Raw genomic sequence first — 14,970 nt, forward strand, 5'->3', positions numbered from 1 at the left:
AGGAAAGCGTCCATCTGGAGCGCAATGTTCCAAGGAGGCAAAGGTTTTTATTCAGTTAACTTTTTTCCGATATACAGGATCCTCATCAGGCGCAGCGTTGCATCGTACAGCAGCTTTTCGCTGTTCAGCATCGCCTCTTCCAGATTCAATGGGCCATCAACAATAGGCATAACGGCATGGATGCCTTCCGCTTCGAGATTTTCAGCTCCTGGACCAATGGATCCGGCAAAAGCAATAACGGGAATATTTTTTTCTTTTGCCAGGCGGCCTATCCCAACCGGCACTTTTTCGTAAAGTGACTGGCCATCGATTTTTCCTTCTCCGGTTAAAACCAGATCTGTTCCAGCCAGATTCCTGTCCATCTCCGACACTTCCGCAATCATTTGCAGTCCGCTCCTGAATTTGACAGGAAGAAGCATCCGGAGAAGAAAGCCTATTCCGCCTGCAGCGCCGCTCCCTGGTTCCCCCGCCATATTTCTTCCCAATGAAGCTTCAGCAAGTTCTGAAAAATGCTGCATGCCCCTTTCAAAACGGGTGAGCTCCTCCTGCTCTACTCCTTTTTGTGGTCCAAAAATGGCAATGGCCCCGTTTTCTCCAAGGAGCGGATTAGTGACGTCGCTTGCTGTAATGATTTCCACGTCTGCCAGTTTCGGATTCAATCCGGAAATATCGATTGCCGATATCTGCTGCAGCTTGCCTCCGATAAGATTCATTTCATTTTGATCTTCATCAAAAAACTTAACGCCCAGCGCCTCGAATAAACCGGTTCCGGCATCGATGGTCGCACTCCCTCCGAGTCCGATGATTATCGTTTCTGCGCCGCGGTCAAGCGCGTCTTTTATGAGCTGGCCTGTGCCATAGCTTGTCGCTTTTTCAGGATCCAGTTCATCCTGTGTTAAAAGCGGCAGGCCTGAAGCTGCTGCCGTTTCGATGACTGCCGTCTTTTCTTTTTCTATCCAGCCATAGCCGGCTTTGATTTCCCTGCCAAGCGGATCAAGTACAGGGCAGCTTATCATTTCGCCGCTTTTATTCCATAGAACAGCTTCTGCAGTTCCTTCTCCACCGTCAGCCATCGGAATTTGAGCCGTCTCAATCAACGGATCGAAATCTTTAATTGCGCGATTAATGATCCTTGAAGCTTCGACGCTGGTAAGCGAACCTTTAAATGAATCCGGTGCAATCACAATTTTCATCAAATGCCCCCTTTTCCTTCTATGTATCAGAAAAATCCCGGCCATCGAATTGGTGATGGCCGGGATCTCCTTTATGTGTTAATAGCTTAACGCTTTTTGGTATAGCCAGGTCTTCAGGTTCCCGATTGAAGGAAAATTGATGGATTCACCAGTCGCCTTGTTTTCAGCTTTGACGATAACATCAAATTCATTGGGAGTGAATGACCAGCCTTCTTTCATCAATGTCCGTGTCATTTTGATCATCATGCTGGAACCTTTGAATGTTTCCGAACTCATTGGTATCAACTCCTTTTTCGGGATGAACTGCATAGCTAATTTTATTTCAAATCAGGGAGAAATGAAAGTTTAATGATTTATACCTCCATTTTTATAAAATTAAACCTATAAAAATTTTTATGTATTTTTATTATGTAAACAAAAAGATCTTTCCATATACCTATACAAAGACTGTATAAGATTTTAATTTTAAAGTAAAATCGTTATAAAAAAACGGAAATCAATAAAGATCCCCGCTTTCCGTTTTGCAAATTGAAGTTAAATGGGTTTTGATGATGTTCTTTGCCTTATACGGATTGTACCCCGTTCCCCGAAGCATGCCTTCCATAGCAAGGCCATCCATCAAGGCATACAGTCTGTCTGTTTCTAGGCTCAAATCAGTGTCTTTCTTCAGTAAATTGAGCATAACGAGATTGGACATCACCGATTTTACCGCCTGATATACGCTGTCCCGGCCCGTGTCATAGGGTTTATCGGTGTTTTTGGGCTGAAGCTTAAAAATCAGACGTGCTTTGGAAGCTGAAAGCTCCTCCTGGGGCTGCGGCAGCAAACCCAAAAGCAGGTCCAGGATTTTTTCATGCGGAGCCAGGTCCGCCATGAAATGTTCAGCAGCTTTTTCTGTTATTTTCTCGTGAACCAGCTCTTCTGTAAAAGCCATCAGTTCTTCCTGTGATGTGAAATAATAACGCAGTGCTCCTAACGTGATGCCGGCCTCCTTCGCTATATTCCTTACAGATGCCCCTCCTGCGCCCTCCTTTATAAGTATTTTCCACGTGGCCTGTGCAATATCCAGTCTTTTTACGTCGTGATCGATTAGTTTTGGCATACTTCTATTTTATCAGAATACTTTTATAATTCAATAAAATAATACGAGTGTATTGAATAATTCTTTATAGGCTGCTTTATTTAATACACTCGTATTATCAAATAGTTAATAACTTCGAAGCTTTGTGGATAACCCTGTTTTGCTGTGGGTTACTGGATAACTGCCTTCTTCCAGGGCTTTTACCGTTTATGCCCGAAGCATCCTTATTATAAATATGATCATGCTGCCGAATATCACGACAAGGAAAATCGGCAGTATCCAATTGTCAATTTGCTGTACATCTTCCGTCGCCATCCAAACTCCCTGAAAAATCAGATAACTGAACAGCAGTACACATTCATTCTTCAGGACATTCATCATCAATACACCATTGCGATATTGCGCTTCGATATTGTCTTCCCGCAGATTCAAATAATTCAACAGATGCGGATGCCTTTCTAGAATCGTCATCAGGATCCACAAACCGATGCCGACAGCAGGTAAAATAAGCATCTCCATTTTGCTTCCCCACCGGTCCACACTCCCTGTGGCATCATAATGGGCCGGCACCTGTTCAGGTAATACTGGAAACTGCACAATCAGATAGATGATGGCAGCGAGAAAAATGATGACCGTCACAGCGTCCAGGAATTTGGCCAGTAGTGGTTTCCCCATTTTTATTACAGGCTGTTTTTTCATATGCTCCCCTCCCCTCTTCATTCTTTCATACGAATTAAGCACAATAAAGTTACAGATTGACCTGCGCCCAAAGAAAAAGCTGCACCGGAAATTCACGGTGCAGCTTCATACATCATTTTGATTTTTAATTATTACAATCCACGGTTGCGGTCTTTGTCATCAAAGAGCCCTTTGTCCCTGGTTGCATTTTCATCGATATCCGCTTCTTCACGGCGAACGGTCTCACTTACATGTTCAGTATCCTGGACTTTCCGTTTGCCGACAACAATTTCTTCGCTGACTACATCATCTTTTGACACATTCAGACGCTCTTCCGTAATATCCACCTGAATCGAATCGTTTTCACCAAGGCCGTCACGCCCTGTCATTCCTGTTGTGGTTTCTTCGTTCACCGGACGGCGTTCCACGTAAACTTCATCGCGCTCAACCGGAACATCCACAACCTGCTGTTCTTCAACAACATGTTTCCCGACATTGACTTCGCCGGTTTGAACCCGCTCCTTATCGACGTGCAGACGTTCTTCGTGCAGTCTCAGGCTTTCTTCCGTTCCGGAATCTGAAAATGCATCACGTGTGGAACCGGTATCCGAAAACTTATCAGGATTTGAACCGGTGCCTGTGCCCAGCGTTGAGCCGGAAGCATAAGTTCCTGAAGATCCGCTGAAGTCGCGGTCCACATACAGCAGGATGCGTCCGCTTTCGACGTGGCTGCCGTAATCCGAGCCATAAGAATCGTCTTCATTTAAGTTGCGGTAAGAGTTTCTTTCCGTGTCATCACCGGAAAACAGATTTTTGAACTTGTCCTTCCAGTTTCCATCACTGTCGCCTGAAGTGACATTTATGTTCGTTTTGCCTTGCAATGCATCAATATTCGCGCCTTCTTTAGCAACGATATACATATCTTCCTCACGGTAACCCTGTTCTTTCAGTTCTTCAATTTTCTTGAATACCTGAGCCTGCAGTTCAAATGTTCCAACCAATTTGTCGTTGTTCCGATCATTGTTCATCATTTTAAAACCTCCAATAAATTGTGTGTTTCTTTATAGATGAAGCTAGTTGATATCTACCCGCTGGCGCTCCGGTTAAACATTTTCACCTTTTGCCGCCACCCGGCAGGCCGCTGTCATTAATGTCCACTTCTTCGCGTCTGACCGTTTCGGTAATATGTTCGGTATCCCTGATTTTCCGTTTGGTCACGACGATTTCTTCCGTGACGACTTCTTTCTTGGTCACCACAAGCCGTTCTTCCACAACCGGAATATGCAGTTCATCTCCCACATGATACGGTTCTGTTCTGACTTCTCCGGTTTCATTGCCCATATCCGAAACCGGTCTGCGCTCAACTATGACATCATCCCGTTCAACGGGCACATCCATTTCCATCTGTTCTTCCACAATGCGTTTATTGACATTGATTTCGCCGGTCTGCAGACGCTCTTTATGGATTTCCAGTTGTTCTTCGTGAAGCAGGAGGCTCTCCTCATCATTCCCTGACTGGCTTCTGCGTCGCTGAGTCCTGCTCATTGTAGGCTGCCCCTGCTGTTCTGTACCTGTACCGTGTGAACCGACAGCCGCTCCGCCTGTGTTTGTCACTGCCCCAGTGTTTGAAGCCGATTCTGTTCCCGTGAAGACCTCGTCGTCTGCAAACAGGAAAATTTCGCCGTTGTCAATCCGGCGGTTGTAATCTTCCGCTTCTTCCCGTGTAAAGCCCATTTCTTCAAACACATTCGCCAGCGTGTGGCTGCCTGAAAACATGCCTTTAAACTTATCGATCCAGCCGCCTTCCTCCTCTGTGCTGAAATGCACACCGTCATAGAGCCGCAGAGCCCTTACCTGATCTTCGCTCTTGGCGATCACATATAAACTGTCCGGGGGATGACCTTCTTTTTTCAGTTCCTTTATTTTATCCTGCACTTCCAATTGCCCGCCAAAAAAACCGAATTGCTTGTTTCCCTTGTTTTCCATCCGTCCTATACCTCCGTCATTCGATTTAAACTGCAGTTGTCTGTATAGATTCACTACCCTTTGCGATTTGGATCAAAACTAAGGAAGGATTTTGCATAAAAAAAAGCCCTTCCAATTTGAAAGGGTCAATATACTCCGGACTATTTCTTTGAACGTGAACTGAAGTCTTTTTCGATGTCTTTTTTCCAGCTGCGGTCGAGCGATTTGCCGGTGCGGAATGAAGTGACGGCTTTGCTCAGGACCTGATAATTGAGCTGCGTCCCTTCTTCGTCCGCATGGTACTCGACCGCGAAATCCTCCGCCACACCAAACTGCTTGGCAGTGGCGACGGCGTCGATATTGGCGCCGAGGAAGATGAATTCCCAACCCGACGTGCTTTTTTTCGCGGCGATCATTTCGTGGATTTTCTTGTAAGTGTATTCACAGCTGGAGTTTTCCATGCCGTCCGTCGTGATGACGAACATCACTTTGTCTGCGCGCTGCTCTTCCATTGTGCCTTTTTGAGCGTTGCTGATTTTCTGGACCGTGGAACCGATCGCATCCAGCAGCGCCGTTGTGCCGCCTACTTCGTAATCGTCTTCGGTCAGCGGGGAAACGCCTTCCAGTGAAATTCTGTCGTGCAGCAGTACATACGCGTGGTTGAACAGCACTGTCGTGACGCGCACATCGCCGGGAAGACCCCGCTGCTTTTGGATAAATGCGTTAAAGCCGCCGATCGTGTCCTTTTCCAGGCCCGCCATTGATCCGCTCTTGTCGAGAATGAAAACCAGTTCCGTCGTTTCGTTTTTCATTTTCTTTTCCTCCTCAAGTTTTCTTTACAACTTAAGGATACGATTTACGGCAGGCAGATTGGTCGCTTTGCAGGCGACATTTTACGCGCCGAGCAGCATTTGGTCGAACGCGAATAGCGCTTCGTTGATTTCATGGATATTGTAATTTTTCCGCTCGATGAAATAGAGAATGATCAAATCGAATTTATGGCTGCGCGACAGCCGGTAGCCAGCTTTTCCAAGCAGATCCTCCGTTTCATGAAGATCCAGTTGGAGCGCAATTGCAAAAGCGAGGATCGTCTTCTTCATCGGCGTGTAGCCGGATGAATTGCGGATTTTTGAAAACAGCTTGCGGTCAATATTGGCCTTCTTATAAGTTTCGGTATCGGTCATGCCTTTTTTGTCGATGTAACGGAACAGGCAATCGGAAAAGGATTCGTCCACATTTTTCAGCACATCGTCCAGGCTGAGCTCCGCAGCGGATTCCAGTTTGAAACTCTCTTCCTGGTATTGCTGAATGGTTTCTTCATCGACTTTACGGAGGCGGCCGTAGGAGTATTTTTTCTCAACCGCTTCAGCTTCCTGCTCGTCAATGAAAGCAGCAATGGAGTTATAGAGTTTCTCACTGATACCGAAAGACTGCCTGTCGAAAACCACCAGATAAACATGCATTTCATGGCCCATCAAAAAGGACTCTATTTCTGAAATGGCGATGCGCAGGGCAGGCTCTTTCGGGTAACCGAAAATCCCCGTCGAGATCAAGGGAAATGAAATCGATTTGCAGCCGAGCGATTCGGCAAGTTTTAAGGAATTGCGGTAGCAATTCCGCAGCAGCTTTTCTTCATTATTGCTGCCGCCGCCCCAGACCGGCCCCACCGTATGGATGATCCATTTTGCATCGAGCGAAAAAGCGGGTGTATGGACAGCATCACCCACTTCACAATGGCCAATGCGGTCGCATGCTTCCTGCAAAGCTCGCGGACCTGCAGCATTAAATATGGCACCGCATACGCCTCCGCCCATTTTCAGTGCAGAATTGGCGGCATTGACGATTGTCTCGGTTGTCATTTTCGTTATGTCGTTCCGTACGATTTCGAGTGGCATAGCCCCTTCCCCCTTTGTATATGTTTTTTGATTCTCAGATCTAAAATCCAGGTTCCATCTGTCCACATTTTACCACATCCATAAAAAAGCCCTCATTCCCAGTAAATGAATGAGAGCCAGAATTTATTGAGGCAAATACTATTGCAGATTTTTCAGCACTTTCGACAGCGGATAGGTGCCGATGCTCTGGATTACAAGGGATAACAGGATAACTGCAAATGCCAGTGACACCAGTATCTGATCCTTGCCGGCAGCCGCTTCTTCCAGCCACAGAAGCAGTGCCACCGACATGGCGCCTTTGATGCCTGACCAGGCGGTTAAGGTAATGGTGGAAAAGTCATTTTTGAACTCATGCCGCCAATGAGGCACTCCGTAGATAAAGCCCCCGATGATGATGTAGCGGACAACGACCGTCAGGATGAAGATGACGACGGCATAGCCCCAGCCTGAAAACGCCAGATAATCTGCGCCGCGTATTCCGATTAGGAGGAACAGGACAGCCAGCAAAACGGGTGTGACGATATCCCAAAAACCATCAAGTGACTCCTGAAGGGTATCTTCTTTGACTTCTTTGCCCATTTCGTAAGCGACGAATATGCCTGCAGCAACTGTTGCCAGCACCCCCGAAACGCCGATCGCTTCACCGATATAGAAAGCCCCGTATGCACCGACTGCACTCAGTATGACCTGATATTTTCTATCTTTTGTATAGCGGATCGTCTTGCTCATCAGCCAGCCTGCAAGCATCCCCAGAAGGATGCCGCCGATGGATACGAGCAGCATCTCCGTGATGAATTTACCGATGGAAAAACCGTTGCCCGTCTGGAACATCGCCAGGAAAATGGTGAAAAAGACGATGCTGGTGCCGTCATTGATCATCGATTCGCCTTCCACTACATCCGCTATCTGCTCTGCACCGCTGCTTTCCTTCAGTATCTCCGTCACCGATACCGGGTCAGTCGGGGCAAGAATAGCTGCAAGCAGAAATGCGGCTGTCAAAGTCAGTCCGCCGAACAGCATTCCCGCGAAATAGATCGACAGACCGAGCAGACCGACTGTGGCAATCAAACCCAATGTGCTTAGAGCCGAGATGATGCCGATGTTTTCCTTTAATTGCTTCAAAGGAAATTGGTAAGCGGAAGTGAACAGAATGGCCGGAAGGAACACATGAAAAATGATGTCTTTGGAAATATTGAAGTCTTCAAAATAAGGAACGAAGGATAAACCCAGACCGATGATGACCAGCACGACCGGTACAGGAAAGAAATTTTTCTTGATGTCGATGGTATAGACAATGTAGCCGATAAACAAAAGAATCAGCAATTGGTGGGTAATCATGCACAAAGCCTCCATTCACTGAAATCGAACACCTCTTCTTCTTATAGCCTAAATATTTACAATCAAACCTCAAAAAGACCGCTTCCCCAGATTTAACGGGAAAGCAGTCTTTTCAGGTATTCGGATGTTTTTATTTCTTATTGTTGGTCATTCGTTCCTTTCGGGATATAATGAAATTTGCCCGACAGAAAATAAAGAGGTGATTTTTTTGAGAAGCGGAAATCCAAGTCTGAAAAAAGAAGCATTTGAAAATTTTGATACACTCGGCTCCGGAGAAACGATGACGATCGGGGGAACCGTAAATAAGACATTCATTTTACTGCTCCTTGTGCTGGCCACATTCATCTATTCCTGGAACCAGTTTGTCACAAATCCCGGCAGTGTCCTCCCGCTTATCCTGATCGGCGCCATTGGTGGTTTGATCGTTGCATTGATCACTATTTTCGTTCCGAAAGTGGCTCCGTTCACAGCTCCGCTCTATGCTTTACTGCAAGGATTATTCCTTGGTGCAATATCAGCCCAGTATGAAGCTCAGTACGGCGGCATCGTCTTCCAGGCGGTCCTGCTGACCATCGCAGTGCTCTTTAGTTTGTTGCTGGTCTATAAATCGGGGCTTATCAAAGTCACGCAGAACTTCAGAATAGGTGTGGTCGCTGCAACCGGCGCCATTTTCCTGGTCTACATCATTTCATTTATCGGCGGATTCTTTGGATTCCAAGTGCCTTATATACATGAATCCTCACCGATCGGCATTGCCATTTCAGTGGTCATCGTCATCATCGCGGCGTTAAATCTGGTGCTCGACTTCGACTTCATCGAAAACGCCGCAGGCAACCGCGTGCCGAAATACTTTGAATGGTATGGCGCTTTCGGCCTGCTCGTCACGTTGATCTGGCTGTATCTCGAGATACTGCGTCTCTTGTCGAAACTGCGGAACCGGTAATAAAAATGCAATTCGGATTCAAAATGCACAAAGGGAAAAATTGACCTTTGTGCATTTTTTGTAATAAAAAGATTGGATTAAAGATGAAGTGGCTGATTAGGCTTTTGCCTGACTTGGAGATCGAAAGAGAAAGCTCAGTATGAATAGATGAAACCGCCGGAAAGTTTCCGGCGGTTTTTTTCGTGAATCTCAGTTTTTATTCGTGCAATCTGCGGAATTGTCAACTCGGGTAGTTGCATCACACTTGATGCATTCCAGTAACTCATCCGCAAGCAGCGCATCGATCAGTTCGCGGCTGCCGCCGATCAATGAAAAATTTAAATCGATATCCGAATAAAGACATCATGACTTATCTACCGGCCAACAATAAGTCGGTGTTAAGCGCAGGTCATCGATTTTTGCTAATTCTTCGACTTCTGACAATATTCAGTGCAATACTGCAATGTGTACGGAACTTTCTTTGACAGGCAGTTTTAGCTGTTGTTCCATATCGTCAAGCCATTTGATGCATTTCGATCGCATCCACGGAAAAGGGTGATAAAAGGACGGGTAAATTTCATGAGGAATTCCGTATGGCTCTTTCTGCCAAAAAAGCAGCAGACACAAATAGGCTTCTTCGGCCCCTCCCCGGATCTTCGGGTTAATGCCCCACCCAACAACTACTTTCTCTGACATTTGTACATGTCGCTGCAATTCAAAGTGCCGCTCCATATTAAACAGTGAATGGCGGCTTTCATCATGCAATTCTATGAACTCCTGCGTCTTCCAAAATTCTCTGAATTTACCGGATACAATATCCGTAAGATTAATGACTTTCACATAATTCCAGTTCATCCGCTCCATTAATCGCATTAGCTGACGCAAAGTATTATCGGGCTCCGCCTTAACGAGGGGCAATTCTGCCGCCAGACCGTCCAATACAGGTATCTCCGATTCTGCATCTGAAGGCAAACACTGGCCGGGGTTCAGCAGCACAAACAAGGCATCTGCTCTTTCAGCCACTGCACCTTTTCGGCGGATTTCAGCGAGGCTCCGGCAAAGCAGCGTTCTCCCAGCTAGCTCCAATTTGTAAAATGCGGCTGCCGTCTGAAAAGTCTTTTCCAATTCTTTGCGTGTCTGGTACATCCAATTCCTCCTTTGATTTTGGTCTTATCAAGGCATCATCTGAATGTACGGCAAAGAGACCCGCAATTCCATTTATAAGTAAGTCCATCTTAACAAAAGGAACGTATGTTTGCAATATTTATTTTAAGTTTTCAGAAAATGGCTGGTTTACCGTTTTACCTGCAGGGAATTACAATAACCAACAGACAACTCAAGGAGGAGAAAGCGATGAAACAGAATATCGGAACCATTGATGCGATGCTGCGGATTTCTTTAGGTCTAACGGTGCTTGCCTGGTACATTGCCAAAATGTCACGGCAACAGCCTTCCGGAACACAGCTGTTGGTATCTTTGATGGGAGCTCAAAAAGTCGCGGAAGGCATTACCCGATATTGCCCTCTGACAGATGCAGTAAAAAGCATGAAATAAATCAAATAAGCCGCTGCAGGATCGAAATTTTCTGCAGCGGCTTTTTATGGAGAGAACAGGATATCCCGATCTTTCTGATTATTTTTACCCCATCGGATTTTCGCCGTACAGTTCCCACAGCAAAGGGAATTTCTTTCGCAGCCCTTCTTCATCATCTTCATCCCAGTCAAATTCCATTTCGGGCTGTTTATTTTCATCTCCGGAGAGTTTCCAGTACAGATTCAGATAATCATCCTGTTCAAGCCCTGTTTTTTCTTCAAATACGGTACCCGCACAATAAAGGAAATCCTCAAACTCCGGAACGTCCCCTTCCTCCAATTCGTTCAGATAAGGAATGATGCTTTCCGGATTTGCCAGTGCTTTTTCATAAGCTTCCAGTCCAAGGAATACAAGCCATGCCCTGAAGTAATCAAAGGAATCGTCTGAACAGCCACCCATGATGATATAGGCGGCTGCCCATAAATCAGAAGTATAGGATTTCTGATAAATCTGATTGAAAAGGTAATCGAACCGGATAATGTCATTGACAGATCGTTTCGCCAATTTTTCCTGGAGCCATTCGAGTTGTTCATACCAGTCATCGCTTTTTCTATTGGCAGAAGACAAAAGCTCCCAGAATTCCTTTTCCGTCATCCGGCTTTCAGAGCCGTCTTCTTCCTCTGCTTCCATTTCCCTGTATCCTTTTTTCAATTTGGATTGAATCAGCTTTTCCGCTTCCCTCAAGCAAAGTTCGGCAGACTCAAATTCCTTTGTATTGATTGAACCCGCTGTCCCCACTTTTCCATAGGAAACAATAAAGAAATTCTCCTGCACTTTTATTTTCCAGAACTTATTGGACAATAGATTTTTGCATACCAGTGATTTTTCCACATTATCATCCCATACATTTTTATTTTTCATCTATTCCCAAATAGTACAATATAAGATAAATAAATCAATGGTAATTAAGCCGCTGCAGAATCGAAATTTTCTGCTGCGGCTTTTTACGTATACCAGCACAAATAATTATCATTTAAATAAAATAGAGGGATTGTTCACTCTAAAGCGAATATATAGCTTAAATGATTAAATAGAAGGAGTGAAATCATGGACACGAAAAGTTTCAAACTTCCAAAGACATCTGCTGTTCATTCCATTTTCGAAAAATTTTCAGCTGTCCGGGACGTTGAGCTGGTTTACGGCAATCCGATAGAGATGCATGGCAGAACCATCATTCCGGTCGCCAAAGTCAAATACAGCGTGGGTGGCGGTTCGGGCGGCGGCTACGAACTTGAAGACGAAGATCCGGAATCACCGGGGTTCGAGGAAGTGGAAGGCGGATATGGTGAAGGGGCCGGCGGATCTTTTTCAGTGAAACCGCTCGGCGTCTACGATGTAACGGCCGAGAAAACCATGTACCTTCCGATTATTTCCATTGAAAAGATTGTTCTTTTGCCTCTTCTGATGACTGGACTGGCTTATCTGATAGTCTCCAATCTGGACAAGCCCCAAAACATGGATTTTAAAAACATTAAACGCATGCGCGGAGGCAGACACAGCCACGACAAGCATAAAGCAAAGAAAATCAAAGGCCTCGGACACAGCGATTAAAGCTACGATCATTTCCATGAAAATCGAAAGCCTTGCGGAATCGATTGATTTCCGCAAGGCTTTCGTTTGCTGATTATTAAATCTCCATTTGATATTCTTTCACGATGCCTTCCAGCTTCAGCGCTTTCGTCATATCGCCCTGGATTTTCAGCTTGCCCGTCATGAAAGCGGTCATGCCGTTCAATTTGCCGGCCAGAAATTTATTGAAATTCTCATACGACATGATCAATGTGCAATTCGGAGCGGCTGCGGCATCAGCCTTTACTTTTGCTGCGCCATCTTTTAAGTGCAGCTGGTATACTCCTCCGTCAATTTCAAACTGGTATACGAGATCCATCCCTTTGATCGGCTCGGGGTTCCCGTTAATTTCCGTTTCGATTTGTTTCATCGTTTCATCTAAAGCTGTATTCGACATTCATTCCATCCCCTTGTCATTAATGATTGAGTTGACGATATGCAGCGAGTCCCATTCCCCGCCCGAAATTTTGATGATCGGGTATTGCTTCGGAAACAATTGGCTGCGGATTTCTTCAGCGGGCTTTCCCTCTTTCCGCATGGCCAGTACGTTTTGACGGACAGACACCAGATAATCCCTTTTTCGTTCTATCGCCTTCCGTCCGTCCTTTACATACCCCGCATGGCTGCAATAAATACTGCCGAAATCATAAGTCAGCACCCGCTCCAGCGAAGAGATAATTGCCGGAATATCTTCTTCCGCCAGCACCAGCTTCGTGCGGGGATTGACATAAAGATCGCCAGTAAATAAATGCCCAGTTTCCCGGTTCAAAAAAGCCTTGTGGTCAAAGGAATGTCCCGGAGTATCGATCACATCCCAAACAGCATTTCTGGATTTGAACGTTTCCGGCATCGCTTCTGCGTGAAACGGTTTCCTCTTGCCCCAAAACAGTTTCCGGTACAGCGGATAATCGGCTTTTTTCGTACAGTAATCGACCGTTCTCCCGCTCAGAAATATGTGCACTTTCCTAGTCTGTTCGATGTACGCAGCGTTTCCCGTATGATCTTCATGGTAATGCGTCAGCATCACCTGGTCGAAATCCGCTTCGTCTATAAACGCCTTGAATTGCTTATGTAAAGATGCCCCACCCGTATCAATCAGCACCCCGTCCACCAGATAACTGTAGACATTCAAGGAAATGCTCCGGAACTGCACTTTGCCATTCAGCCAGGACACACCGTTCTGTTCCCCTGTCTGGAATTGTTTCTTGAACAACATCTGGTTTCTCCCTTCACTTCTTTGAAAATGAGTACCCATTCATTTTACCTTAAATAGACAGAAAAATAAAACAGCTTTTTAGGATTGCAATCGCTGATGAAAAAAAAGCAGCCAAGCCCTCTTCATTTAGAAGAAAAGCTGACTGCTTCAACGGTTTCATTAATTTCAATGCTTATAATTTTCTTCTTTCCTGCTGTATGCCTCGTAAGCGAAATAGCCGAACAAATAACCAATTGCACTCCCCATCGTTACAGACGTCAGCAAAGTGAATGGAAGGATCCAGCTGGCTGCTGTGCCAAGCATAGCACCGAAAATCAAACCAAGCGGAATTAAGCTGTTCATTAAAATCTGTGCGTTTTCGGACTTTTTCTCCACCAGCGTTCCTTTTCGCTGTTTCGCTTTCAGCCGGTAAATAACAAAAATCACAATTGCCGAGACAAAAATAAGCGGCAGTAAGGTCACAAGTATTTCAATAAATACTTCCACGAGTGATGCTCCTTCCTTATTCGGTTTCATAATTCTCAATATTCAGGTTCTTTAAAAATATTTCTTAGAACAAGAATAACATGTCCAGGAAATTAATTCCTGTCAAACTGGTAAAATAATTAAATCATAAAAGATAGTTCATTCGCTGCTTATCTTTAGTTCTTCTTCGCATTTTCATGTTATCATAAGCAGAAAATTATGTAGGAGTTGTGATATGACGAAAATCAGGCTTGCATTAATTATCATTTCTATACTGGTTCTGAGCGCGTGCTCGCAGGAAGACATTGAACCCACCAAACTGGTCGCTTTAGGCGATTCCATAACATACGGGGCAAATCTTGAAAACAGCGCGCAGTCGGCTTATCCCTATATAATCGGTGAAGAAGCGGAGTTCGAAGTCCATAACCTGGCTGTATCCGGCTGGCAAACCGTTCAAGTTACAGAAGCGCTTCGGGTAGATGAAGAATTCCAGACACAGGTAAAAGATGCGGATTACATTGCCATGACAATCGGCGGCAACGATTATTTGCAGATCCTCAGGAATGCTCAAACGGAAAGCGGAGGAGATCCGATTATGATGGGCCAAATCATTCTTCAGGAACTCAGCAACAGCACCGTTTCCGCAGAATTAAATGTCCTAGTTGATGAAATCCGGTCGCTTACAGATGCAAAAATCCTTCTATATAATATATACAACCCGCTGCCTCCCTCAAACAACCTGCATGGGTTCGGCGAGTCTCTCCTGCCTCAGATAAACGCCGCCTATGCGGAGATAGCCGAAAACCACGAGAATGTCTTTGTGGCCGATGCTTTTTCAGCTTATCAGGAAATGCAGGATGTCTATATTATCCCGAATGACATCCATCCGACTGAAGAAGGCCAGGCTGTGCTGGCGGAGATCGGTATGGAAGCTTTGGGATTGGAATAAAAAAGAATGATTGAAATTTGTCATGACAATATAAATAGTTATGAAAATGTTGTAACCGATATTTCGCATAACAGCATCGCTTTCCAAAACCCATGCTCCTGCATCG

At 45.3% G+C, this 14,970-nt stretch carries 18 protein-coding genes; 4 read left to right on the forward strand and 14 right to left on the reverse strand.

Annotation, left to right across the window (positions count from 1 at the left end):
* Positions 1-47 precede the first annotated feature (47 nt).
* The 9 genes from KW93_RS14540 to KW93_RS14580 form a co-directional block, all read right to left on the reverse strand.
* Entirely contained in the window at positions 48-1,193 is a 1,146-nt protein-coding gene (locus KW93_RS14540; RefSeq protein WP_033543764.1) for a glycerate kinase, read from the reverse strand.
* 78 nt (positions 1,194-1,271) lie between these two features.
* Positions 1,272-1,469 (reverse strand): hypothetical protein, encoded by a 198-nt coding sequence (locus KW93_RS17580; RefSeq protein WP_033543765.1) that lies wholly within the window; start codon positions 1,467-1,469, stop codon positions 1,272-1,274.
* Between the two features lie 220 nt (positions 1,470-1,689).
* On the reverse strand, positions 1,690-2,295 hold the full coding sequence (locus KW93_RS14550; protein WP_033543766.1) for a TetR/AcrR family transcriptional regulator: 606 nt from the start codon (positions 2,293-2,295) through the stop codon (positions 1,690-1,692).
* A gap of 186 nt (positions 2,296-2,481) precedes the next feature.
* Positions 2,482-2,973, reverse strand: a complete 492-nt coding sequence (locus KW93_RS14555) for a DUF1648 domain-containing protein (protein WP_033543767.1) — start codon at positions 2,971-2,973, stop codon at positions 2,482-2,484.
* Positions 2,974-3,104: 131 nt separating this feature from the next.
* Positions 3,105-3,983, reverse strand: a complete 879-nt coding sequence (locus tag KW93_RS14560) for a YsnF/AvaK domain-containing protein (protein ID WP_052131646.1) — start codon at positions 3,981-3,983, stop codon at positions 3,105-3,107.
* 82 nt (positions 3,984-4,065) lie between these two features.
* Entirely contained in the window at positions 4,066-4,938 is an 873-nt protein-coding gene (locus KW93_RS17010; RefSeq protein ID WP_052131647.1) for a YsnF/AvaK domain-containing protein, read from the reverse strand.
* A gap of 140 nt (positions 4,939-5,078) precedes the next feature.
* Positions 5,079-5,729: a vWA domain-containing protein gene (locus KW93_RS14570; RefSeq protein WP_033543768.1), complete on the reverse strand. Its 651-nt coding sequence runs from the start codon at positions 5,727-5,729 to the stop codon at positions 5,079-5,081.
* Between the two features lie 81 nt (positions 5,730-5,810).
* A complete protein-coding gene (locus tag KW93_RS14575; RefSeq protein WP_033543769.1) occupies positions 5,811-6,812 on the reverse strand; it encodes a macro domain-containing protein in 1,002 nt (333 codons plus the stop codon).
* A 138-nt stretch (positions 6,813-6,950) separates the two neighbouring features.
* Positions 6,951-8,150, reverse strand: a complete 1,200-nt coding sequence (locus tag KW93_RS14580; protein WP_033543770.1) for a cation:proton antiporter — start codon at positions 8,148-8,150, stop codon at positions 6,951-6,953.
* Positions 8,151-8,358: 208 nt separating this feature from the next.
* Here KW93_RS14580 and KW93_RS14585 point away from each other — a divergent pair, with 208 nt between their 5' ends.
* The gene (locus KW93_RS14585) at positions 8,359-9,093 is read left to right on the forward strand and encodes a Bax inhibitor-1/YccA family protein (RefSeq protein ID WP_033543771.1); all 735 of its coding nucleotides are present in this window, start codon (positions 8,359-8,361) and stop codon (positions 9,091-9,093) included.
* Positions 9,094-9,519: 426 nt separating this feature from the next.
* Here KW93_RS14585 and KW93_RS14590 read toward each other — a convergent pair whose 3' ends face one another.
* Positions 9,520-10,218, reverse strand: coding sequence for a DUF1643 domain-containing protein (locus KW93_RS14590; protein ID WP_033543772.1), 699 nt, complete (start codon positions 10,216-10,218; stop codon positions 9,520-9,522).
* Positions 10,219-10,425: 207 nt separating this feature from the next.
* On the opposite strand from KW93_RS14590, the gene KW93_RS14595 reads away from it, so the two are divergent.
* On the forward strand, positions 10,426-10,626 hold the full coding sequence (locus tag KW93_RS14595) for a YgaP family membrane protein (protein WP_033543773.1): 201 nt from the start codon (positions 10,426-10,428) through the stop codon (positions 10,624-10,626).
* Between the two features lie 84 nt (positions 10,627-10,710).
* Here KW93_RS14595 and KW93_RS14600 read toward each other — a convergent pair whose 3' ends face one another.
* Positions 10,711-11,496 carry a DUF4240 domain-containing protein gene (locus tag KW93_RS14600; RefSeq protein ID WP_033543779.1) on the reverse strand — a complete coding sequence of 262 codons (786 nt, stop codon included), beginning with the start codon at positions 11,494-11,496 and terminating at the stop codon, positions 10,711-10,713.
* Positions 11,497-11,712: 216 nt separating this feature from the next.
* Between KW93_RS14600 and KW93_RS17015 the strand changes: the two genes are divergently transcribed.
* The gene (locus tag KW93_RS17015) at positions 11,713-12,216 is read left to right on the forward strand and encodes a spore germination protein GerW family protein (protein ID WP_052131648.1); all 504 of its coding nucleotides are present in this window, start codon (positions 11,713-11,715) and stop codon (positions 12,214-12,216) included.
* Between the two features lie 76 nt (positions 12,217-12,292).
* Here KW93_RS17015 and KW93_RS14610 read toward each other — a convergent pair whose 3' ends face one another.
* The 3 genes from KW93_RS14610 to KW93_RS14620 all read right to left on the reverse strand — a co-directional run bounded on the left by KW93_RS14610 (position 12,293) and on the right by KW93_RS14620 (position 13,936).
* Complete coding sequence (locus tag KW93_RS14610; RefSeq protein WP_033543774.1) at positions 12,293-12,631, reverse strand: SCP2 sterol-binding domain-containing protein; 339 nt, start codon at positions 12,629-12,631, stop codon at positions 12,293-12,295.
* Positions 12,632-13,450: an MBL fold metallo-hydrolase gene (locus tag KW93_RS14615; protein ID WP_033543775.1), complete on the reverse strand. Its 819-nt coding sequence runs from the start codon at positions 13,448-13,450 to the stop codon at positions 12,632-12,634.
* 165 nt (positions 13,451-13,615) lie between these two features.
* On the reverse strand, positions 13,616-13,936 hold the full coding sequence (locus tag KW93_RS14620) for a hypothetical protein (protein ID WP_052131649.1): 321 nt from the start codon (positions 13,934-13,936) through the stop codon (positions 13,616-13,618).
* Between the two features lie 214 nt (positions 13,937-14,150).
* Here KW93_RS14620 and KW93_RS14625 point away from each other — a divergent pair, with 214 nt between their 5' ends.
* Positions 14,151-14,864 carry an SGNH/GDSL hydrolase family protein gene (locus KW93_RS14625; RefSeq protein ID WP_033543776.1) on the forward strand — a complete coding sequence of 238 codons (714 nt, stop codon included), beginning with the start codon at positions 14,151-14,153 and terminating at the stop codon, positions 14,862-14,864.
* The last annotated feature ends 106 nt before the right edge of the window (positions 14,865-14,970 follow it).

Origin of the sequence: Planococcus sp. CAU13 (assembly GCF_000775575.1) — a bacterium.
Lineage (GTDB): Bacteria > Bacillota > Bacilli > Bacillales_A > Planococcaceae > Planococcus.